Below are 20,687 nucleotides of genomic sequence, written 5' to 3'. Positions count from 1 at the left end.
TAATTGATTTGGCGGGATGAGCGCCACTGCGCGCGCTCAAAAAAAACCGGCAGGCGCACGTGGCGCCTGCCGGGATTTTCAGCCGTGCATCTGGCCGAAGCGGCCGGACTGGAAGTCGGCGAAAGCCTGGTGGATTTCCTGCTCAGTGTTCATCACGAACGGGCCGTGGCCGACAATCGGCTCGTCGATCGGCTCGCCGCTGAGCAGCAGCACCACCGCGTCCGCGCTGGCTTCCAGGGTGATGCGATCGCCATCACGCTCGAACAGCGCCAACTGGCCTTCGCGCATCGACTCCCCACCGTTGATCTGAACCGAACCCTTCAACACCACCAGCGCCGTGTTGCGGCCTTCGTGCAGATCCAGCGAGAGCAACTTGCCAGTGTTCAGTCGCAGATCCCACACATCAATAGGCGTGAACGTGCGGGATGGACCTTTGTGGCCGTCGAACTCACCGGCGATCAGACGAAGGTTGCCGGCACCGTCCTTGAGCGCGATTTGCGGAATATCACTGTCCAGAATGGTCTGGTAACCCGGCGCGGCCATTTTGTCCTTGGCCGGCAGATTCACCCACAGTTGCACCATTTCCAGGTTGCCGCCGGTTTTGGCGAAGTTTTCCGAGTGGAATTCTTCATGCAGGATGCCGGAAGCCGCCGTCATCCACTGCACATCGCCCGGGCCGATGGTACCGCCGCTGCCGGTGGAGTCGCGGTGCTGCACTTCGCCTTCGTAAACGATGGTCACGGTTTCGAAGCCACGGTGCGGATGCTGCCCCACGCCGCGGCGTTCAGTAGTCGGGGTGAAATGCGCAGGCCCGGCGTGATCCAACAGCAGGAACGGGCTGATGTGATGGCCCAGGTTGTCGTAGGAAAACAGGGTACGCACCGGAAACCCATCGCCGACCCAGTGGCCGCGAGGGCTGGTGTAGAGACCGATAAGATTTTTCATGGTGGACTCCGCAATCGGGTTGATCATGGGCCGATCATAAATTCGCCACGTATTTAGTACTAGTCAGCCAAAACCGTCCTCATCGTTCTACTGGTGGAACGATATCGATCACGGTGATTCGTGACTTTCAGTCAACAGTACTTTGCCCCGACAGCGGTTTTTCCCGAGGAATCAGACGCGGATACTCCTGCCCATTCCCATTGCAATCCTGGAGTCCCTGCATGTCTGTTCCCGCTTTCGGTCTTGGTACGTTTCGCCTGCAAGGCCAGGTGGTCATCGATTCGGTGAGCACTGCCCTTGAACTTGGTTACCGAGTCATCGACACCGCACAGATCTACGAAAACGAGGCCGACGTTGGCGCAGCCATCGCTGCCAGCGGCATTGCCCGTGAAGAGCTGTTCATCACCAGCAAGATCTGGATCGCCAACTTCGCCGGGGATCGTCTGATCGAAAGCCTCAAGGAAAGCCTGCAAAAGCTGCAGACCGACTACCTTGACCTGACGCTGATCCACTGGCCGTCGCCGGAAGATCAGGTGCCGGTGGAGGAATTCACGGGCGCGTTGCTGGAAGCCAAACGCCTGGGCCTGACCCGGCAGATCGGCGTGTCCAACTTCACCATCGACCTGATGAAACAGGCGATTGCTGCGGTCGGTGCGCAAAACATCGCCACCAACCAGATTGAACTGCACCCATACCTGCAAAACCGTAACGTCGTCGAGTTTGCGCAAAGTCAGGGCATCCAGATCACGTCGTACATGACCCTGGCCTACGGCGAAGTGCTGAAGGATCCGCTGATCGTGCAGATCGCCAAGCGCCTGCATGCCACCCCGGCGCAGGTCACGCTGGCGTGGGCGATGCAATCGGGTTACGCGGTGATTCCGTCGTCGACCAAACGCGCCAACCTGCAAGGCAACCTCGGTGCCACGGCGCTGACCCTGAGCAACGCCGACATGGCGCTGATCGCCACACTGGATCGCGGCCATCGTCTGACCAGCCCCAAAGGCATCGCGCCGCAGTGGGACTGACCGATCAGGCCTGAAGCTGCTGCGCGAGGTCGTGCATGGCCTCGCGCAGCGAATCGATGGCGGCCATCAATGCCGCTTCGGGCTGATCGGCCCGGCAGGCCTGTTCGAGCAGCCGACACGCCGAGACCACGCGCTCGGCACCGATCATGTGCGCCCCGCCCGTGACGTGATGCGCCAGATCACGCAAATCGGCGCGGTCATTTTTGCGGCCTGATTCATCCAGACGCTTCAGGTCGATGCGCAGACTGCTCAGCACCTCCTCACGCAATTGCCCGATCAGCGGGTTGTCCGCGCCTGCCATTTGTAACAGCGCACTCAGGTCGAACGCGGCCACTGCCGGATCGTCCACACTCTCGACCTGCGTTCCCCCGGATGTGGCGACCATCAGCGCCTGGCTCAATTCCCGCAGCAGAACCGGCTTGAACAGGCAATCGTCCATCCCGGCCGCCCGGCATCGGTGCTTCTGTTCCATCCGCGCATCGGCGGTAAATCCAAGGATCAGGCAGGGGGCCCTGCCCGTTGCGGCTTCTTCCTGACGCACCGCGCGCGTCAGTTCATATCCATTGAGCCCCGGCATGTTGATATCGGTGATCAGTGCATCGAAGGAGTGCCTGCGCCACAGCGCCAGCCCGCTCTCACCACCATCGGTTTCAACGGGGCGATGGCCGAGTTCACTCAACTGTCGGCACAACAACAGGCGATTCACGGGATGGTCATCCACCACCAGCACGTTCAGCGACTTGACCGCCGTCGCCACGGGTGCCGGTGCAGCCTCCTGCACCAGCGGCTGCAGCACTGGCGGTTCCAGTCGCAGCATGACCTGAGTGCCCTTGCCCGGCTCGCTGGTCATCCACAAATCACCCCCCATCATCCGGCACAGGTTGCGGCTGATCACCAACCCCAGGCCAGAACCGCCCTGCGCCGCAGACTGATGATCGCCGACCTGCACAAACGGGCTGAACAAGCGTTGCTGATCCTCGGCGCTGATTCCCCGGCCACTGTCTTCAATGGCTACACCCACTTCAATCAGCCCGTCCTGTTCGCCGAATACGCGCAAGCGCAGGCTCACCTCGCCGTCATCGGTGAACTTGATGGCATTGCTCAACAGATTCGACAGCACTTGTTTGAAACGCAGGGCATCGATCATCACCTCGACGTTGCTGCGTTCATCCAGCTCCACATGCCACAACAATTGCTTCTGCCGGGCCAGGCCTTCGAAAATCCGACACACCGACTGCACCACCTCGCGCAGATTGACCCGTTCGGGAACCAGCGACAAATGCCCAGCCTCAATGCGCGCGATGTCGAGAATATCGCCGATCAATGCCAGCAATTGCTGCCCGGCACTGGACGCCACCTCGATCGCCTGGCGATCGGTCACGCCTTCATCGGCACGCTTGAGGGCCAGTTCAAGCATGCCGATCAGGGCATTCATCGGTGTGCGGATTTCATGGCTCATGGTCGCCAGAAACGTGCTCTTGGCACGATTGGCTTCATCGGCCGCCTCCTTGGCCTCCTGCAACTGTCTTAACCATTGTTGACGCTGACGGATCTGCCGACGCTGAAAGGCGATCCAGCCCAACGCCAGCAACAGCAACCCGGCGGCAATGGCAAACCCGCGCAGGATTTGCTCTCTATGACGCTGCCAATAGCTGTCCTGCAACACCACGTTACGACTCCAGCGCGCGACCAGGCCATCAATTTCCTGGGGTGCAATGCCCAGCAGCGCTTTGTTCAGAATCGATTGCAGTTGCGGGGCATCGGGCGCCGTGGCCATGGCAATCCGGGCCGGTTGATCACCCAGCGTGGAGACAATCCGCAAGCGCTCACGGTACTGGTGATCGATCTGATAACGCGCCACCAGCAACGAGCTCAATGTCGCATCAGCCCGACCATCAAGCAGCGCCCGCGTACCGTCCGCCGGACTCGGCAACTCGATCAGGCTGATCTGCGGCACGTGCTCCAACAGATATTCGCGCAGCGGATTACCGCGATAGAGCGCCAGACGTTTACCCGCCATCTCCTCGAGACTGCGCGGCGCCTGTGCCTTCAAATCGGTGATCAAGACGAAGGGGCTGTTGGCGTACGACCGGGTGAACCGCATTTCAAGTTCACGCTCGCGGCTCGGTGTCAGCACCGGCAACAGATCCAGCTCCCCGCTCCTGAGCTGCTCGACCTGACGATCCAGAGACTGACCTCGGACCACCTCGAATGTCAGGCCACTGCGCTGACTGATCAGGTTGAGCAGTTGTGCAGTCAGGCCGCTGAACCGGCCATCGGCATCAAAGAATGCCAGCGGCGCAAAATCGTCGATAGCACCGACCCGCACCACCGGATGCTGATCCAGCCATTGCTGCTCGCTGTCGCTCAGACTTACCCGCGACTGCGCTGCCCTGTCGGCGCGCCCGGCACTCCAGCGCAGCTCCATCGCAAGGCGCTGCTCCATGGGAATCGCCAGCAGGGCCTTGTCGACCAGACGTTTCAACCGCGTGTTGCTGCGGGTCAGGGCGAAGCCGAACGGGTTGGCGTCAAGGCCCGAGGGGCCCGCCAGTTGCAGGTCGTTATAAAAATGAGTGTTGATCAGATAGCTGGCGCTGATGAAGTCGCCAAGGTAGAGCGCATCCCGACCGAACGCCACCGCGCCGAGGGCATCGAGAATCGAGCGATAGCGCTGCAGGGAGGCTTGCGGGTAAGCCTGCTCGATGGTCGAGGCTGGCAGGTAGTCGTCCACCATGGCGATTCGCTTGCCGGCCAGATCGTCGGGCAATGGTTCGTCGAGCCGGGTCACCCACATCGGCTGATCTTCGGCGTAGGCACGGGACAGCATCAGTTCGGGGTCGGCGATCTCGAAGTTGTTCGACGTGCCCAGCAAATCCAGATCACCGGCCTTGAGCGCGGCCATCGCACTTGCGCGGTCGGGATAGCACCAGACTTCGACGGCGAGATTGAGTACCTGTGCGATCGCATCGGCGTAATCGGCGGTGAGGCCTTCCAGCTCATGGCGCTTGCGGGTCAGTTCAAAGGGCGGGTAATCCGGCCAGGAGGCACCGATGCGCAATACCGGATGAGCGCTCAGCCACTGTTTATCCTGATCATCAAGGCGAACCTGCACGCCTTCCAGGCGGGTGCGGGAAACAATTTCCAGTCTTTGCGCACTCGTCGCCGCCTGAGCTGTGCCTGCAAACAAAAGTGCCAACAGAAACACCAACCGCAACGGTCTCATCATGGAAAGCCTCTCAGAACAGATCGTTGCGCACGACCAGCTCTCGCAACGTCACTGAGGACGTTATTCCCAGTTTGAGCATCAATCGGGTCTTGTAGGTGCTGACGGTTTTGTGACTCAGGTTCATTTCCAAGGCGATGAGTTTGTTGGACTTGCCGTGAGCCAGTTGCACCAGAATATGCAGTTCGCGGTCGGACAGCCGATCAATCAACTGCCGCTCATCACTCAGTGCATCGAGTTGTCCTGAACTGACACCGTGCATTTCAGGAAAAAAAGTGTAGCCCGAACGCACAGCCTTGATCGCATTCTCGAGCTGTTTCAGGTCGGCAGACTTTTCCACGAAGGCCATCGCTCCGGCACGCCGGCAACGCATCAGGAAACTGTTCCGGGGAGCCGAGGTGAAAATCACGACTTTGCAAACCAGCCCGATAGCCCTGATACGCTCCAATACATCCAGCCCGCCCATACCTGCAAGGTTCAGGTCGAGAATCATCAGATCCGGCGCATGTTCACGAATCATCGGCACGACGTCGACGCCGCTCGACACCACGTGAATCTGCTTATAGCCCAACCCATGCAACAGCATATGGATGGCAGAGACGACCACCGGGTGATCTTCGGCAAGCAGTACTCGACCCATGACCACTCCCGGTGCGATTACATAGTGATGAAGCCACCGATCTTGCATGAACGGGACTATTGGTAGCTGCGCTACAACTGTTGCACAGACTGTACGATGAAGCACCTGTCAGATCTGACAGGTGCGCGCCAGACCGATCTGTGATAGCGCACGCGATGACCGCCCAAGCGATGCCTCGACCGAGGTCATCAGCTGTTCGATTTCGTCGAATGAAGGCAGCGCTGCAGGGCTGGTGGTGATCTTTGCCCCGAAATGCCCGGGAACCCCTGTGGAATCCGCCGGCTCGCCATAGACCAGGGCCCGTCGGACTTGTGGGTGATCGAACAGAACACCGGGCAGATCCGCGATCCCGCTCGCCAGTTCGGCATTAACCACCAGGACATCGAACGGCTGACAGCCGTAATCGACCAGGGTCAACAGTTCGGCAAGACTTTGCACCGGTGCAATGCGGTAATAATCGAGGCCATTGAACAGGCGCTCGATCTTCATCCGCTGAAAATGCTGCAAGTCGGCGATCAGGATGCGCAGGGTTTTGTCGGTCAATGTGGAAGTCCGGGTAGTCGCTTCAAGTGGCGGCAAGACTACCCAAGCATCGGGATACACTCTGTAGGACTTTTCCGAAAAACACGGTCACTCATCGGGATTGAAAAAGTTACTCCGTGGTGCTCGGACTCCAGAACGCCTGCACCACCAGCGTCGACGTCGAGATTCGCGCCACCAGCGCATCCAGTTCATCACCGTCCACCGAGGTGGTGGCCAGCGTCGCTTCGATCTCGATTTCATCGGCACCGAAGGCATGTACATCGACATCGCTGGCCGGGTAATTGCTGCGTTCCAGCTCGGCCTCGAGCAAGGCGAAAACGGCTTTCTGCTGCGAACGCCGAGCGATGACATAAACAATGTTGGTGACTTCCGCCGAGACCACGTCCAGCGGCTGACGGTTGATGTTGTTGACGATCGGCCGCAGCAAGGTATTGGCGGCGAGCACGAACAAGGTGCCCAGCACCGCTTCGGCCAGCAGGTCGGCACCGGCGCAGGCACCAACCGCCGCCGAGGTCCAGAGCGTGGCGGCGGTGTTGAGCCCACGCACGTTGCCCTCTTCGCGCATGATCACCCCGGCACCGAGAAAACCGATGCCGGAAACCACGTAGGCAACCACTCGCACCGCGCCTTCGGCCCCGGCGAGACGGTTGGCCATGTCGACGAAAATCGCCGCGCCGACCGCCACCAGCACATTGGTGCGCAAGCCCGCCGTGCGTTGGCGGTACTGGCGTTCGAAGCCGATCAGGCCGCCGAGGATGAACGCCGCGCTGAGGCTGACCAAAGTGTCGAGCAATGAGCTGAGGTTGAGATTGTTGATCGCTTGCATGTCGAACTCCTTGAAACCGCCCCCCTTGCTCCCACAAGGGGGGAATCTGGCCTGTTACTGCCAGCCGAACCGGCGGATGTAGAAGCCTTTGACGGCCTGGGTCAGCGCCATGTACGCCAGCAGGATCACCGGCAGAAACACGAAGTACATCGACGGCAGCGCCTGCAATTTGAAGTAGTGCGCCAGCGGCCCCATCGGCAGGAAGATGCCCACGGCCATGATGATTGCGGTCATCACCAGCAGCGGCATCGCCGCGCGGCTTTGCAGGAACGGAATCTTCGGCGTGCGGATCATGTGCACGATCAGCGTCTGGGTCAGCAGCCCCACCACGAACCAGCCGGACTGGAACAGGGTCTGGTGATCCGGGGTGTTGGCATCGAACACGTACCACATCAAGGCGAACGTTGTGATGTCGAAGATCGAACTGATCGGCCCGAAGAACAGCATGAAGCGCCCGACGTCCCCTGGCTGCCAGCGTTGTGGCTGTTTCAGCATCTCGTCGTCGACGTTGTCGAACGGGATCGCGATCTGCGAAATGTCATACAGCAGGTTCTGCACCAGCAGGTGCATCGGCAGCATCGGCAGGAACGGAATGAACGCACTGGCGACCAGCACCGAGAACACGTTGCCGAAGTTCGAGCTGGCGGTCATCTTGATGTACTTGAGCATGTTGGCGAAGGTCCGACGCCCTTCCAGCACGCCCTCCTCCAGCACCATCAGGCTCTTTTCCAGCAGGATGATGTCGGCCGCTTCCTTGGCGATGTCCACCGCGCTGTCCACGGAAATTCCGATGTCGGCGGTGCGCAGCGCCGGTGCGTCGTTGATGCCGTCGCCCATGAACCCGACCACGTGGCCGTTGCCCTTGAGGATGCGCACGATGCGTTCCTTGTGCGACGGCGTCAGTTTGGCGAACACGTTGGTGGTTTCTACCGCCACCGCCAGTTCGGCGTCGCTCATGCGTTCGATGTCGTTGCCCATCAACAGGCCTTGCTGGGCCAGGCCCACTTCGCGGCAGATCTTGGCGGTCACCAGTTCGTTGTCGCCGGTCAGCACTTTCACGGCCACGCCGTGCTCGGCCAGGGCCTTGAGTGCCGGGGCGGTGCTTTCCTTCGGTGGATCGAGAAACGCCACGTAACCGATCAGCGTCAGTTCCTGCTCGTCGCCCAGGCTGTAAGTGTCGCGACCTTCAGGCATCGACCGTGCCGCCACTGCTACCACACGCAAGCCTTCAGCGTTGAATGCTGCGGTGACCTGACGAATTTTCGCCAGCAATTCAGCGCTCAAGGCTTCGTCGACTTCACCGTGACGCACCCGGCTGCACACCGCCAATACTTCTTCCACTGCGCCTTTACAGATCAGTTGATGCGGCTGGCCGCGCCCTTCGACCACCACCGACATGCGCCGGCGGTTGAAGTCGAACGGGATTTCATCGACCTTGCGAAACGCCGTACCGACCTTCAGCTCACGGTGGATTTCCACGTGTTCCAGCACCGCCACATCCAGCAGGTTTTTCAGGCCGGTCTGGTAGTAGCTGTTGAGGTAAGCCATTTCCAGCACGTCATCGGAGTCTTCGCCCCAGACGTCGACATTACGCGCCAGGAAGATCCTGTCCTGGGTCAGGGTGCCGGTCTTGTCGGTGCACAGCACGTCCATGGCGCCGAAGTTCTGGATCGCATCCAGGCGTTTGACGATGACTTTCTTGCGCGACAGGAACACCGCGCCCTTGGCCAGCGTCGAGGTGACGATCATCGGCAGCATTTCCGGGGTCAGGCCCACGGCGATCGACAGCGCGAACAGCAGCGCTTCGGTCCAGTCGCCCTTGGTGAAACCGTTGATGAACAACACCAGCGGCGCCATGACGAACATGAAGCGGATCAACAGCCAACTGACTTTGTTCACCCCTTGCTGGAAAGAAGTCACCGCACGATCCGTCGCCCCGACCCGCTGTGCCAGTGCACCGAAATAGGTGCTGTTGCCGGTGGTGAGAATCACCGCCACCGCCGTGCCGGACACCACGTTGGTGCCCATGAACAGGATGTTCTCGAGTTCCAGCGGATTGCGCGTGTCGCGATCGGCCTGACGCGGGAATTTTTCCACCGGCATCGATTCACCGGTCATTGCCGCCTGACTGACGAACAGGTCCTTGGCGCTGAGCACCCGGCAATCGGCAGGAATCATGTCGCCGGCCGAGAGCACGATCAGATCGCCGGGTACCAGTTGCTTGATCGGCAGTTCAGCGCGCGGCGCATCCCGGCGCAGCACGGTGGCGGTGTTGCTGACCATCGCCTTGAGCGCGTCGGCGGCCTGGTTGGATTTGCTTTCCTGCCAGAAGCGCAGCAGCGTCGACAGCACCACCATCGAGAAAATCACGATGGCGGCCTTGAGGTCTTCGGTCAGCCAGGAGATCACCGCCAGCAGAGTCAGCAGCAGGTTGAACGGGTTTTTGTAGCAGTGCCACAGGTGGGTCCACCACGGCAGCGGTTGCTCGTGTTCGACTTCGTTGAGGCCGTGCTGCGCACGCAGTACATCGACTTCGAAATCAGTGAGGCCATCGGTGTGGGTGCCGAGGTTCGACAACAGCACGCCGCTGTCGCAATGGGCGGCGTCCACCAGTGTATTGGCCAGGGTGGGCGGCACTTCACGGCTGACCGTGGTGTCGCTGAGGGTTTCCAGCAAGGCCAGGCGACGGAAGTGCCGGGCGATGTGACGGGTCCGCAGGAAGCCTGCGAAAAATTCCTTGAGCGTAAGTTTCATGGCTGTTGCCCCTATGGTCAGCCGGGAAACCGTCGAGCAGGTACGTCCTCGTCCTGGGCACCGGAAAACCGGCACGGCAAGGCGTGGCGCGCCGGTCAGAAAAGACAGGCGTGTCGATAGGGCTGCAATGACGACGATGAAGTCGACTTCACAGGCTTTTCAGTGTCGATGAGAAGGACGTCGGGACATGACCGGGACCGGTCATGATCGGGATGCCGCTGCTCGCTGTTCGGCGAGACAACGGCACAAAGGAATGCGCGTTATCTTGCCGAGAATCCGCCGGTTACAAGGACCGGCCGACAACTGTCACTCGAACAAGTACCCACTGTGGGTCTCCGCTATTGATGAAAACGCGCGAAGCTTACGCCCCGATGTCTGGAGAGTAAACCCGCGAAAGGAAGTGTGTCGGGGAATGTGGCGGGTGTTCAGGAAGGGTTCAGGATTGGAAACTTCCGGTGCTCTGGAAGAGTCATCGTCGGATCGCCGCCCGGACCAGGCTCGCTCCCACATTTTTCCTGCATTTACAGATTCATTGTGGGAGCGAGCCTGCTCGCGATGGCGATCGTGAAACTTAGCTGGCAGTCGCCAACAACAAGTCCATCACCGAACGGCTGTGCCCACGGTTCTTGCCATGCTCATACAGCGAGCCGGCAATCTCGTCCGCGCGGATCGGCAGGATCGACAACAGCGTATCGCTCAGACCGTGGCTGGCCTGGCAGAAGCCCTGCATGTACAGACCGGCCTTGCAGCGCTCGTCGGTGATCAGTTTGTAGTTGCGATCAACTTCGAAGTCACCCAGGTACTCTTGAAGCGGCGCCAGCAGTTTGCGGTGCATCTGACGCTCGTAACCGGTGGCCAGCACGACTGCATCGTAGGCACGCACGGTGACTTCACCGGTGGCGTTGTTGCGCACGGTCAGCTCGATACCGCGTTCGGTGGCGGTGGCTTTCTCGACCGTGGTCAGGGTGCGGAACGCATGACGTGCGACGCCGGAGACTTTCTGGCGATAGAAGATGCCGTAGATGCGCTCGATCAGGTCGATGTCGACCACCGAATAGTTGGTGTTGTGGTACTCGTTGACCAGACGCTCACGCTCGCTGCTGTTCTGCTGGAAGATCAGGTCAGTGAACTCCGGCGAGAACACTTCGTTGACAAACGGGCTGTCGTCCGCCGGCTTCAGGGCCGAGCCACGCAGGATCATGTCCACCTGCACCGACGGGAACGAATCGTTCAGGTCGATGAAGGCTTCCGCCGCACTCTGGCCGCCACCGATGATTGCGATGCTCATCGGCTGGTTGTTGATGCACGGCTGCTTGGCCATCTCGGCCAGGTATTGCGAGTGATGGAAAACCCGAGCGTCACCCTTCAGCGCCTTGAACGCCTCGGGAATGCGCGGCGTGCCGCCGGCGCTGACCACCACCGAACGCGCGGTGCGCACCAACTGCTGGCCGTCCGTGCCGCGGGAAATCACCCGCAGGGCTTCGACCTGATGATTGTGCAGCACCGGCTCGATGGTCAGCACTTCTTCGCCGTAGCGGCTCTGCTCAGTGAACTGCGCGGCCACCCAGCGCAGATAGTCGTTGTACTCCATGCGGCACGGATAGAAGGTGCCGAGGTTGATGAAGTCCACCAGACGGCCGTGGTGCTTGAGGTAGTTGACGAACGAGTACGGGCTGGTCGGATTGCGCAAGGTGACCAGATCCTTGAGAAAGGAAATCTGCAACTCGCTCTGGGTCGACAGGGTGTTGCCGTGCCAGCTGTAGTTGGGTTGTTTATCGAGGAACAGCACATCCAGCTCGCCCTGGGTCGCGCCGCGCTCTTGCAGAGCGATGGCCAGCGCCAGGTTCGAAGGGCCGAAACCGACGCCGATCAGGTCGTGAACGATGGGCGATGCAATTGCCTGTGTCATTTCCAGTGTCCTCTGGATGAACCCCCGAACAGCGCGGAGGAAGAGCTTGGGTGACCGGCCGGCCCGGAGCAGGACAGCAGATCGTCTGTTGAGTAGGAACGAGGACAGTGAAATAAAATTTAACGGCGACGGCTCAATGGGCATCCCATTGTTTGATTCGCAGGCGGCAATGTTTCATGGCGTTGACGATGTGCTTTTCCACCAGGGCCTTGGAAATACCAAGGTGCTCGGCGATCTCGGGGTGCGACAGGCCTTCGATCTTGCGCAATAGAAAACTCTCGCGGCACAGCGGCGAAAGCTCGGCCAGCGCACGCTGCAACATGTCCAGGCGCTGGCCATGATCGAGGGTGCTGTGGGGGGACGGCGTGAAATAGCGCTCTTCGCTGTCGAGCACTTCCAGCGATTCGACCTGACGCAGGGCATTGCGCCGATGGTCGTCGATCACCAGGTTCAGCGCGGTGCGATAAAGGAAGGCCCGGGGCTGTTCGATCGGCGTATCGCTGGAACGCTCCAGGACCCGTACATAAGCGTCATGCACCACATCTTCGGCCACCTGTCGGTTGCCGAGCCTGGCGTTCAGGAAACACACCAGCTCACGATAGTAGTTTTCCAACATGACTCCCGGCCGCTCGAGTGCGGGTTTTGTCCTTGAGCACACTGTTCTGCCGAGCCGCCCGAGGCAGTAGCAAGATAGTGGCAACTTGAGGTGCGTAATTTATAGTAATTCTCATATAGATTTAAAGTAGTGTTTGTCGTTGCCCGACAAATAGTGGCCGGCTATACCTTCAGATTGCTGTAACAACCTGTGTCGCCACTTAAATTCCGTTCCGCTTTCTTCGTTTACAGGACAGCTCCCCGTGTCTGTCGCGCCCTGCGGCAGCGTTCAACGGTGCCTGACCCCGCGCACTCCTCTGAACGACGGGCCGATTTCCACTGGCCGGAACCCTGCATGAAACGTCCCCGCCCCGCCCGACGCGCCCTGCTCGTAGTCCTTTGCTTGATCCCCGTTATCGCCTACGCCGCCTGGCAGATCCTGCCTCCCGGGCGGGACAGGTTCGCCACCGTACAAGTGACCCGCGGCGATATCGAAAGCAGCGTCACCGCACTGGGCACCCTGCAACCACGGCGTTATGTGGACGTCGGCGCCCAGGCGTCGGGGCAGATCCGCAAGATCCATGTAGAGGTCGGCGACGTGGTCAAGGAAGGTCAGCTGCTGGTGGAAATCGATCCGTCGACCCAGAAAGCCAAACTCGACGCCGGGCGTTTTTCCATCGAAAACCTCAAGGCCCAATTACAGGAACAGAAAGCTCAGCACGAACTCGCGCAGCAGAAATACCAGCGCCAGCAGCATCTCGCCGCTGGCGGCGCCACCCGCGAAGAAGACGTGCAGACCGCCCGCGCCGAACTGAAAGCCACCCAGGCACGCATCGACATGTTCCAGGCCCAGATCCGTCAGGCCGAAGCCAGCCTGCGCAGCGATCAGGCGGAACTCGGCTACACCCGCATTTATGCGCCGATGGCCGGCACCGTGGTGGCCCTCGATGCCCGCGAAGGCCAGACCCTCAACGCACAACAACAGACACCGCTGATCCTGCGCATCGCCAAGCTGTCGCCAATGACCGTGTGGGCGGAGGTTTCCGAAGCCGACATCGGCCACGTCAAACCGGGCATGACCGCCTACTTCACCACCCTCAGCGGCGGCCAGCGGCGCTGGAGCAGCACCGTGCGGCAAATCCTGCCGGTGCCGCCCAAGCCGCTGGACCAGACCAGCCAGGGCGGCGGCAGTCCTGCCAATTCCAGCAAAAGCGGCAGCGCCCGCGTGGTGCTCTACACCGTGCTGCTGGATGTCGACAACGCCGACAACGCACTGATGGCGGAAATGACCACCCAGGTATTCTTCGTCGCCAGTCAGGCAAAAGACGTTCTCACCGCACCGGTTGCCGCCCTGCAAGGCACTGCCACGGCAAACCGGCAGACCGCGCAGGTGATCGCCGCCAATGGCGACATCCAGTCCCGCGAAGTACACACCGGCATCAGCGATCGCTTGAAAGTCCAGGTGCTGGAAGGTTTGAACGAGGGCGATCACCTGTTGATCGGCCCGGCCGACGGCAGCGGAGGCTGAATGCAGACGCCCCTGATCGACCTGCAGGACATCCGCAAATCCTACGGCGGTGGCGACGCCCCCGAAGTGCATGTGCTGCGCGGGATCGACCTGTCGATCCACGCCGGTGAGTTCGTGGCGATTGTCGGCGCCTCCGGCTCCGGCAAATCGACGCTGATGAACATTCTCGGCTGCCTCGACCGGCCCACCTCTGGCGAATACCGTTTTGCCGGGGAAAACGTCGCCGGCCTCGACACCGACGAACTGGCCTGGCTACGGCGTGAAGCCTTCGGTTTCGTGTTTCAGGGGTATCACCTGATTCCGTCCGGCTCGGCCCAGGAGAACGTCGAGATGCCGGCAATCTACGCCGGCACCCCCGCCGCCGAACGCCACGCCCGCGCGGCCGCCCTGCTCGATCGCCTCGGCCTGGCCTCGCGCACCGGCAACCGTCCACATCAGTTGTCGGGCGGCCAGCAGCAGCGGGTGTCGATCGCCCGGGCACTGATGAACGGCGGCCACATCATCCTGGCCGACGAACCCACCGGCGCCCTCGACAGCCACAGCGGCAAGGAAGTCATGGCGTTGCTCGACGAGCTGGCGAGCCAGGGCCACGTGGTCATCCTGATCACCCACGACCGCGAAGTCGCAGCGCGGGCCAAGCGCATCATCGAGATCCGCGACGGCCTGATCATCAGCGACAGCGCCCGGGACAACCCCGAAGCCCAGGCCACGGCCAACCCCGGCGCCCTGCAAGCCGTCGATCTGCGCAAGCGCCTGAGCGAAGGTGCGCAAGCCTCCGGTGCCTGGAAAGGCGAGCTGGTGGACGCTCTGCATGCCGCCTGGCGAGTGATGTGGATCAACCGCTTTCGCACGGCGCTGACCCTGCTCGGGATCATCATCGGCGTAGCCTCGGTGGTGGTCATGCTCGCAGTGGGCGAAGGCAGCAAGCGTCAGGTCATGGCGCAGATGGGCGCTTTCGGTTCGAACATCATTTACCTGGGTGGCGTCCCTCCGCACCCACGTGCACCGCAGGGCATCATCACCCTCGACGACCTCGCAGTGCTCGCCACCCTGCCGCTGATCAAGCAGATCATGCCCGTCAACGGCGCCGAAGCCGTGGTGCGTTACGGCAATCTCGATCACAACAGTTACGTGGGCGGCAACGACACCAATTTCCCGAAGATTTTCAATTGGCCGGTGGTTGAAGGGGCTTACTTCACCGCCGCCGACGAAGCCAGTGGCGCTGCGGTTGCCGTCATCGGCCACAAAGTCCGAAGCAAGTTGCTCAAGGACGTCGCCAATCCCATCGGACAGTACATCCTGATTGAAAACGTGCCCTTTCAAGTGGTCGGGGTTCTCGCCGAAAAAGGCTCCAGTTCCGGCGATTCCGACAGTGACGACCGCATCGCCATTCCCTACTCCGCCGCCAGCACGCGCCTGTTTGGCACGTATAACCCGGAGTACGTCGCCATCGCTGCCGCCGATGCACGCAAGGTCAAGGAAACCGAACAGGCAATCGAGCGCATGATGCTGCGCCTGCATAACGGCAAAAAGGATTTCGAACTGACCAACAACGCCGCCATGATCCAGGCCGAAGCGCGCACGCAAAATACCCTGTCGCTGATGCTCGGATCGATTGCGGCGATTTCGCTGCTGGTCGGCGGTATCGGCGTGATGAACATCATGCTCATGACGGTGCGCGAACGTACCCGTGAGATCGGTATTCGCATGGCCACCGGCGCTCGCCAGCGCGACATCCTGCGTCAGTTCCTCACCGAAGCGGTGATGCTCTCGGTGGTCGGCGGGATCGCCGGGATTGCCCTGGCGTTGATCGTCGGTGGCGTGCTGATCCTCAGTGACATCGCCGTCGCCTTCTCGCTGCTGGCAGTGCTCGGCGCTTTTGGCTGCGCCCTGGTCACCGGTGTTGTCTTCGGCTTCATGCCGGCCCGCAAAGCTGCCCGGCTCGACCCGGTCACGGCCCTTACCAGTGAATGATCGATCTATGAAACCGCGCTTCAGTTTGTTGACCGTGTGCCTGATTCTCAGCGCCTGCGCCAATCCCCTCCAGCGTCCGGACAGCGGCTTGCAGCCTCCCGCCGCGTGGCAGTCAGCGCAGGCTGCCAGCACTGCCCGCAACAACCCGCAATGGTGGACGCAGTTCGGCAGCCAGGAGCTCGATCGCCTGATCGAACAGGCTCGCACTGGCAGTTTCGACCTCGCCGCTGCCATGGCTCGGGTACGCCAGGCCCAGGCCGGCACCGTGATCGCCGGCGGCTCACAATTGCCTGAAGTGCAGGCCACGCTCAATGCCAATCGGCAGAAACTGTTACGCGGCAAGGGCTACAGCCAACTGGACGCCGACAGCAGTAACAAGGCCGTGGATTACTTCGACGCCAATCTGAATGCCAGTTACGAAATCGACTTTTGGGGTGGCAAACAAGCCTCTCGCGACAGTGCGCAATTCGCCTTGCAGGCCAGCGAGTTCGATCGTGCCACGGTGGAGCTGACCTTGTTCGGCAGTGTCGCCGACACCTATGCGCAAACCTTGTCGCTGCGCGAGCAGAGCCGCATTGCCGAGCTCAATCTGGCCAACGCGAAAAGCGTTTTGAAACTGGTGCAAACACGTTTTGACTCAGGCTCAGCCACCGCCCTGGAACTGGCTCAGCAGAAAAGCCTGGTAGCGGCCCAGCAACGGCAATTGCCGCTGGTGCAACAACAGGCCCGGGACGCTTCGATCAGCCTCGCAGCCCTGCTGGGTCGCCCGGTTCAGGCTCTCGTGCTGAACCGGGAATCGTTCGATCAACTGCATTGGCCGGAAATCGCCACTGGCGTGCCAAGCGATCTGCTCAATCGCCGCCCGGACATCGCGCGCGCCGAAGCGCAACTGGCCGCAGCCGAGGCCGACGTCAAGGTTGCCCGCGCTGCCATGCTGCCGACTGTCAGCCTCAGTGCCGATATCGGCTCCGGGGCCGACCAGTTCCGCGACGTTCTGCGCAACCCCTTCTACAACCTGACCGCCGGATTGATCGGGCCGATCTTCAATAACGGTCGTCTCGGCGCAGAGCGCGACAAAGCCACTGCGCGCCAGGAAGAACTGCTGCAGAACTATCGCGGCGCGATCATCAATGGCTTCGCCGATGTCGAAAAAGCCTTGAACAGCATTCGCGGCCTCGACGAGCAACGGCAATGGCAAAGCGAGGAGCTGCGGCAAGCGCAAACGGCGTTCGACATCGCCCAGAGTCGCTACCAGGCCGGCGCAGAGGATTTGCTGACGGTACTGGAAACCCAACGCACGCTCTATGCCGCGCAGGATTTGAATGTGCAGTTGAGATTGTCACGAATGCAGGCAAGCATTGCCTTGTACAAGGCATTAGGCGGCGGCTGGCAGGTACTGGCATCGCGCTGACCTGCAAGTGCAATCGCCAGCAGGTCGGGCCCCACCACATTCATCGGTGCAGCTGAATGGGTGGGGGGCAAGCCTGCTGGCGATGGCAGTGAATACCGTCTCAGACCGGAGTCTGTCTGGGCTTCAGATGACGCGCATACCACGGACGCTGCGGCACCTTGCGCAACAACGACGACAACACTTTCTCGTCATCGCTGAAGGTGATGCGCAGGGCCAGCTTCATGGTTTCCGGATCCATCTCCACTGACTTGCCTGGCTGCAGGCCCGGTACCGTGCTGCAGCCGTGGGTGCTCGGCCCGAGCCACGGGTCGGCGACTTCCACCCAGCGTCCCGGTGCAAACCACGGCACGCCATTGACCTGCAAGCGACTGACTTCGCCCGGATGAAAGCGCTCGTGCGCGCGGAACCAGTCTTCCAGACGATCATCGATCCAGCCATGGAACGCCCAGAACACCGGGCTCACATGAGAGGAGAACGGATCGCCCAGGAAATCGTTTTCAGCGGCGTACCAACGCGCGGAAAAATCGGCCGGATCACGCGCAAACGGCACCGGGTGCCCGTTGGAGGGATCGCGCGGCACAGACGCCCAGCGCATGTGCAGCCAGTCGTGCAGCCCCAGCTCAACCTCCGAGCCGAACTGCCCCAAGGTCAGTTTGGCCAGGTAGCGCGGGTCACGGTAGCGCGATTCCCACACCAGGAAATTACTGTGATAAGTCTCGGCCGTCTTGATGTCGCTGACCCATTGCGAGTATTCGTCATCGTCCTCGGCCAGCCAGGTCGGCGGCAGCGAAGTGCCGTCGTGATTGTCGAAATAATCGGCAAAACCCTGGCGATCGCGGATCAATTCCGGCTGCGGCAGGGGAAAATGCTGCCACGACGGCAGATCCTGCATTGATCGTGCCGTGCCCAGCATGTGCCGGTGCATGAAGAAGAAATCGATACCCGAGCCATTGCGATCCTTGCGCGGGCCACGGGCGTCGCGCTCCTTGCCACGCGGGCCAGGCTGCCAGCCGATACCGCGCAGGGCGCCGCGTTTTTCCTCGCTCAAGGTGTGCCACTTGTCGCGGCTGGCGTGCCAGAGTTGGTGGAACAGGCGGTGCTCGGGGGAGATCAGCCAGGCCAGCAACGTCGGGTTCAACCCGGCCCGCTCGCGTGCCTCGGGGAACATGCGTTTTACGGCAATAAAACGATTGTCCTGCGCCGGCAGCATTAACGGCCGATCCAGTCTGAGGACGCGCCCGCTGAGGCTGCCGCTGCCGGCGTTGCCGAAGCCGCCCCAGACTTCATCCAGCGCCATGTTGAATTCGTAGTCCGGTGCACCGTCGGCCGCCGATGTGCTGACCAGACGCCAGCTCAACTGCGAGGCTTTGACATCGGCGAGGTCCGCGAGAATGCGGTAGCGCGGCGCCTGAGGCGAGCGCAAACGCTCGGCCGTGTCGAGAAAGCCGATAACGCCGCGCCCTTTGTGGGCCACATCGAGAAACACTTCCAGACCGTCCCTGGGCAAACCCGCGATACCGGCGTCATGGCCCTCGAAACGAATCTGCCAGATACCGCGCAGCGCATCCGCCAGGCGTTGCCCGGCAACATCCGCGATGTCGAACGACGCCTCACCCGGGGTGATCGTCGGATCCGGCTTCGTCCATTCACGATGCCCAAAATACGCTGCTGGCACAGCGGCGCCGGTCAGTGCCAGGCCCGCCATGAACCATCGTCGAGAAATCTTCATTGCCCTACCTGTGTCAGCCATGAAGCAGGCTTTATCCAAGCTAGAACGTTTGTTGCAGAGGTAAATTTATGGCGCCCCGAAAAGTTCGCAGCCTTCGGCAGTGCCTGAATCGGGCTGCGTTCTTTTCAGCCAGGCCTAAATTACCCGGCTGCCCAGTCGTTCCACCCAAATAGCGAAGGCCCCTGCGCCCGCAACTCGACGGCGAACCTGACTGAGATGGCAATGACAACACCACGTTCGAAAAAGGCTCTTTACATTGGCCTGCCGCTGGCCCTGGCGATCAGTGCTGCCGCAGGCTTTGCGGTCTGGGAACACTGGTTCAAGGACAATCCCGGCTACCCGGTCAAAGTCATGCAGCAAGCCGATGAGTTGCAGGATCGGATCATTTCGTTCGATAGCCACATCACCGTGCCGCTGGATTTCGGCACAGCCGGCAACGAAGCCGACAAGGATGGCAGCGGCCAGTTCGATCTGGTGAAAACCGCCCGCGGGCGCCTGTCCGGTGCCGCCCTGACGATCTTCGGCTGGCCGGAAATCTGGAACGGCGCCAACGCGCCACACCGTCCCACCGCCGGTTTTGTAGAAGAGGCCCGCTTCGAACAGGAAACCCGCTACAAGATCATCAGCACCCTGGTCCGCGATTTCCCCAATCAGGTCGCCATCGCCTACACCCCGGACGATTTCCGCCGCCTGCATGGCGAAGGCAAGTTTGCGATTTTCATCAGCATGCTCAACGCCTATCCACTGGGCAACGATCTCAACGCCCTGGACAAGTGGGCCGCACGCGGCATGCGCATGTTCGGCTTCAGTTACGTGGGCAACAACGACTGGGCCGACTCCTCGCGCCCCCTGCCGTTTTTCAATGACACCCGCGATGCGCTTGGCGGTCTGTCGGACATTGGCAAACAGGCCGTGCATCGGCTCAACGATCTGGGCGTGATCATCGACGTCTCGCAGATGTCGACCAAGGCCCTGGAACAAGTCGCACAGCTGAGCCGCGCACCGATCGTGGCCTCCCATTCGGCTCCCCGGGCGCTGGTGGATATCCCGCGCAATATCAGCGACCAGGAAATGCAACTGATCAAGAACAGCGGCGGCGTCGTGCAGATTGTCGGTTTCCCGACTTACCTGCGCCCGTTGAGCCAGGCCACCCAGGACAAGCTCAACGCGTTGCGTGCGAAGTTTGATCTGCAGCCGCTGCAGGGCCTGGAAATGGCCTTGATGCCTGGCGACCCGATCATCACTGTGTGGCCGGAACAACGCTTTGGCGAGTACGCCGGCCAGCTCTATTCAATCGTCGACGAAGAACCCAAGGCCAACCTCAAGGACTTCGGTGACGCCATTGATTACGCCGTGAAGAAAATCGGCATCGACCATGTCGGCATCAGTTCCGACTTCAACGATGGCGGCGGCCTGGATGGCTGGAAGGACGTCAGCGAAGCGCGCAACGTAACCGCCGAGCTGATCTCGCGTGGCTACAGCGAGGCCGACATCGCCAAATTGTGGGGCGGCAACTTCTTGCGGGTCTGGGAACAGGTACAAAAATCCTCCAGGCCTGTGGTCAACCGCTGACACCTATTCGAACA

Annotated in this window: 14 protein-coding genes; 5 read left to right on the top strand and 9 right to left on the bottom strand. The window is 61.1% G+C overall.

Annotated elements, in window-relative coordinates:
* Positions 1-78 precede the first annotated feature (78 nt).
* A complete protein-coding gene (locus K3819_RS09875) occupies positions 79-945 on the bottom strand; it encodes a pirin family protein (protein ID WP_221399132.1) in 867 nt (288 codons plus the stop codon).
* A 221-nt stretch (positions 946-1,166) separates the two neighbouring features.
* Here K3819_RS09875 and dkgB point away from each other — a divergent pair, with 221 nt between their 5' ends.
* Positions 1,167-1,970 carry a 2,5-didehydrogluconate reductase DkgB gene (gene dkgB / locus K3819_RS09870; protein ID WP_221399131.1) on the top strand — a complete coding sequence of 268 codons (804 nt, stop codon included), beginning with the start codon at positions 1,167-1,169 and terminating at the stop codon, positions 1,968-1,970.
* A 4-nt stretch (positions 1,971-1,974) separates the two neighbouring features.
* On the opposite strand, the gene K3819_RS09865 is transcribed toward dkgB, so the two are convergent.
* The 7 genes from K3819_RS09865 to K3819_RS09835 form a co-directional block, all read right to left on the bottom strand.
* Complete coding sequence (locus K3819_RS09865; RefSeq protein WP_221399130.1) at positions 1,975-5,196, bottom strand: ATP-binding protein; 3,222 nt, start codon at positions 5,194-5,196, stop codon at positions 1,975-1,977.
* Positions 5,197-5,206: 10 nt separating this feature from the next.
* On the bottom strand, positions 5,207-5,833 hold the full coding sequence (locus K3819_RS09860; protein ID WP_085612848.1) for a response regulator transcription factor: 627 nt from the start codon (positions 5,831-5,833) through the stop codon (positions 5,207-5,209).
* Positions 5,834-5,941: 108 nt separating this feature from the next.
* Complete coding sequence (locus K3819_RS09855) at positions 5,942-6,376, bottom strand: chemotaxis protein CheY (RefSeq protein ID WP_085612849.1); 435 nt, start codon at positions 6,374-6,376, stop codon at positions 5,942-5,944.
* A gap of 109 nt (positions 6,377-6,485) precedes the next feature.
* On the bottom strand, positions 6,486-7,202 hold the full coding sequence (locus K3819_RS09850) for an MgtC/SapB family protein (RefSeq protein WP_085612851.1): 717 nt from the start codon (positions 7,200-7,202) through the stop codon (positions 6,486-6,488).
* 54 nt (positions 7,203-7,256) lie between these two features.
* Positions 7,257-9,956 (bottom strand): magnesium-translocating P-type ATPase, encoded by a 2,700-nt coding sequence (mgtA, locus tag K3819_RS09845; protein WP_221399129.1) that lies wholly within the window; start codon positions 9,954-9,956, stop codon positions 7,257-7,259.
* A 571-nt stretch (positions 9,957-10,527) separates the two neighbouring features.
* Positions 10,528-11,865 carry a lysine N(6)-hydroxylase/L-ornithine N(5)-oxygenase family protein gene (locus tag K3819_RS09840; protein WP_221399128.1) on the bottom strand — a complete coding sequence of 446 codons (1,338 nt, stop codon included), beginning with the start codon at positions 11,863-11,865 and terminating at the stop codon, positions 10,528-10,530.
* A gap of 133 nt (positions 11,866-11,998) precedes the next feature.
* On the bottom strand, positions 11,999-12,481 hold the full coding sequence (locus K3819_RS09835) for a sigma-70 family RNA polymerase sigma factor (protein ID WP_085612855.1): 483 nt from the start codon (positions 12,479-12,481) through the stop codon (positions 11,999-12,001).
* 333 nt (positions 12,482-12,814) lie between these two features.
* Here K3819_RS09835 and K3819_RS09830 point away from each other — a divergent pair, with 333 nt between their 5' ends.
* From K3819_RS09830 to K3819_RS09820, 3 genes are read left to right on the top strand one after another with little or no spacing between them, the layout of a single operon-like run.
* Positions 12,815-13,987 (top strand): efflux RND transporter periplasmic adaptor subunit, encoded by a 1,173-nt coding sequence (locus tag K3819_RS09830; RefSeq protein WP_085612857.1) that lies wholly within the window; start codon positions 12,815-12,817, stop codon positions 13,985-13,987.
* The gene (locus K3819_RS09825) at positions 13,988-15,961 is read left to right on the top strand and encodes a MacB family efflux pump subunit (protein WP_085612859.1); all 1,974 of its coding nucleotides are present in this window, start codon (positions 13,988-13,990) and stop codon (positions 15,959-15,961) included.
* A 7-nt stretch (positions 15,962-15,968) separates the two neighbouring features.
* The gene (locus K3819_RS09820) at positions 15,969-17,372 is read left to right on the top strand and encodes an efflux transporter outer membrane subunit (RefSeq protein WP_085612861.1); all 1,404 of its coding nucleotides are present in this window, start codon (positions 15,969-15,971) and stop codon (positions 17,370-17,372) included.
* A gap of 100 nt (positions 17,373-17,472) precedes the next feature.
* Here K3819_RS09820 and K3819_RS09815 read toward each other — a convergent pair whose 3' ends face one another.
* Positions 17,473-19,101: a PvdJ/PvdD/PvdP-like protein gene (locus K3819_RS09815; RefSeq protein ID WP_085612863.1), complete on the bottom strand. Its 1,629-nt coding sequence runs from the start codon at positions 19,099-19,101 to the stop codon at positions 17,473-17,475.
* Between the two features lie 222 nt (positions 19,102-19,323).
* Between K3819_RS09815 and pvdM the strand changes: the two genes are divergently transcribed.
* Entirely contained in the window at positions 19,324-20,673 is a 1,350-nt protein-coding gene (pvdM, locus tag K3819_RS09810) for a pyoverdine-tailoring dipeptidase-like protein PvdM (protein WP_064594775.1), read from the top strand.
* Positions 20,674-20,687 lie beyond the last annotated feature (14 nt).

This window comes from Pseudomonas sp. 3-2 (assembly GCF_019710535.1).
GTDB lineage: Bacteria > Pseudomonadota > Gammaproteobacteria > Pseudomonadales > Pseudomonadaceae > Aquipseudomonas > Aquipseudomonas pharyngis.
The sequence above is the reverse complement of the archived record's forward strand: the minus strand, read 5'-3'. Positions and strand labels throughout refer to the sequence as shown.

Coding starts and splice junctions, on each gene's coding strand:
- K3819_RS09875 (WP_221399132.1), bottom strand. CDS start 945: ATGAAAAATCTTATCGGTCTCTACACCAGCCCTCGCGGCCACTGGGTC.
- dkgB (WP_221399131.1), top strand. CDS start 1,167: ATGTCTGTTCCCGCTTTCGGTCTTGGTACGTTTCGCCTGCAAGGCCAG.
- K3819_RS09865 (WP_221399130.1), bottom strand. CDS start 5,196: ATGATGAGACCGTTGCGGTTGGTGTTTCTGTTGGCACTTTTGTTTGCA.
- K3819_RS09860 (WP_085612848.1), bottom strand. CDS start 5,833: ATGGGTCGAGTACTGCTTGCCGAAGATCACCCGGTGGTCGTCTCTGCC.
- K3819_RS09850 (WP_085612851.1), bottom strand. CDS start 7,202: ATGCAAGCGATCAACAATCTCAACCTCAGCTCATTGCTCGACACTTTG.
- mgtA (WP_221399129.1), bottom strand. CDS start 9,956: ATGAAACTTACGCTCAAGGAATTTTTCGCAGGCTTCCTGCGGACCCGT.
- K3819_RS09840 (WP_221399128.1), bottom strand. CDS start 11,865: ATGACACAGGCAATTGCATCGCCCATCGTTCACGACCTGATCGGCGTC.
- K3819_RS09835 (WP_085612855.1), bottom strand. CDS start 12,481: ATGTTGGAAAACTACTATCGTGAGCTGGTGTGTTTCCTGAACGCCAGG.
- K3819_RS09830 (WP_085612857.1), top strand. CDS start 12,815: ATGAAACGTCCCCGCCCCGCCCGACGCGCCCTGCTCGTAGTCCTTTGC.
- K3819_RS09825 (WP_085612859.1), top strand. CDS start 13,988: ATGCAGACGCCCCTGATCGACCTGCAGGACATCCGCAAATCCTACGGC.
- K3819_RS09820 (WP_085612861.1), top strand. CDS start 15,969: ATGAAACCGCGCTTCAGTTTGTTGACCGTGTGCCTGATTCTCAGCGCC.
- K3819_RS09815 (WP_085612863.1), bottom strand. CDS start 19,101: ATGAAGATTTCTCGACGATGGTTCATGGCGGGCCTGGCACTGACCGGC.
- pvdM (WP_064594775.1), top strand. CDS start 19,324: ATGACAACACCACGTTCGAAAAAGGCTCTTTACATTGGCCTGCCGCTG.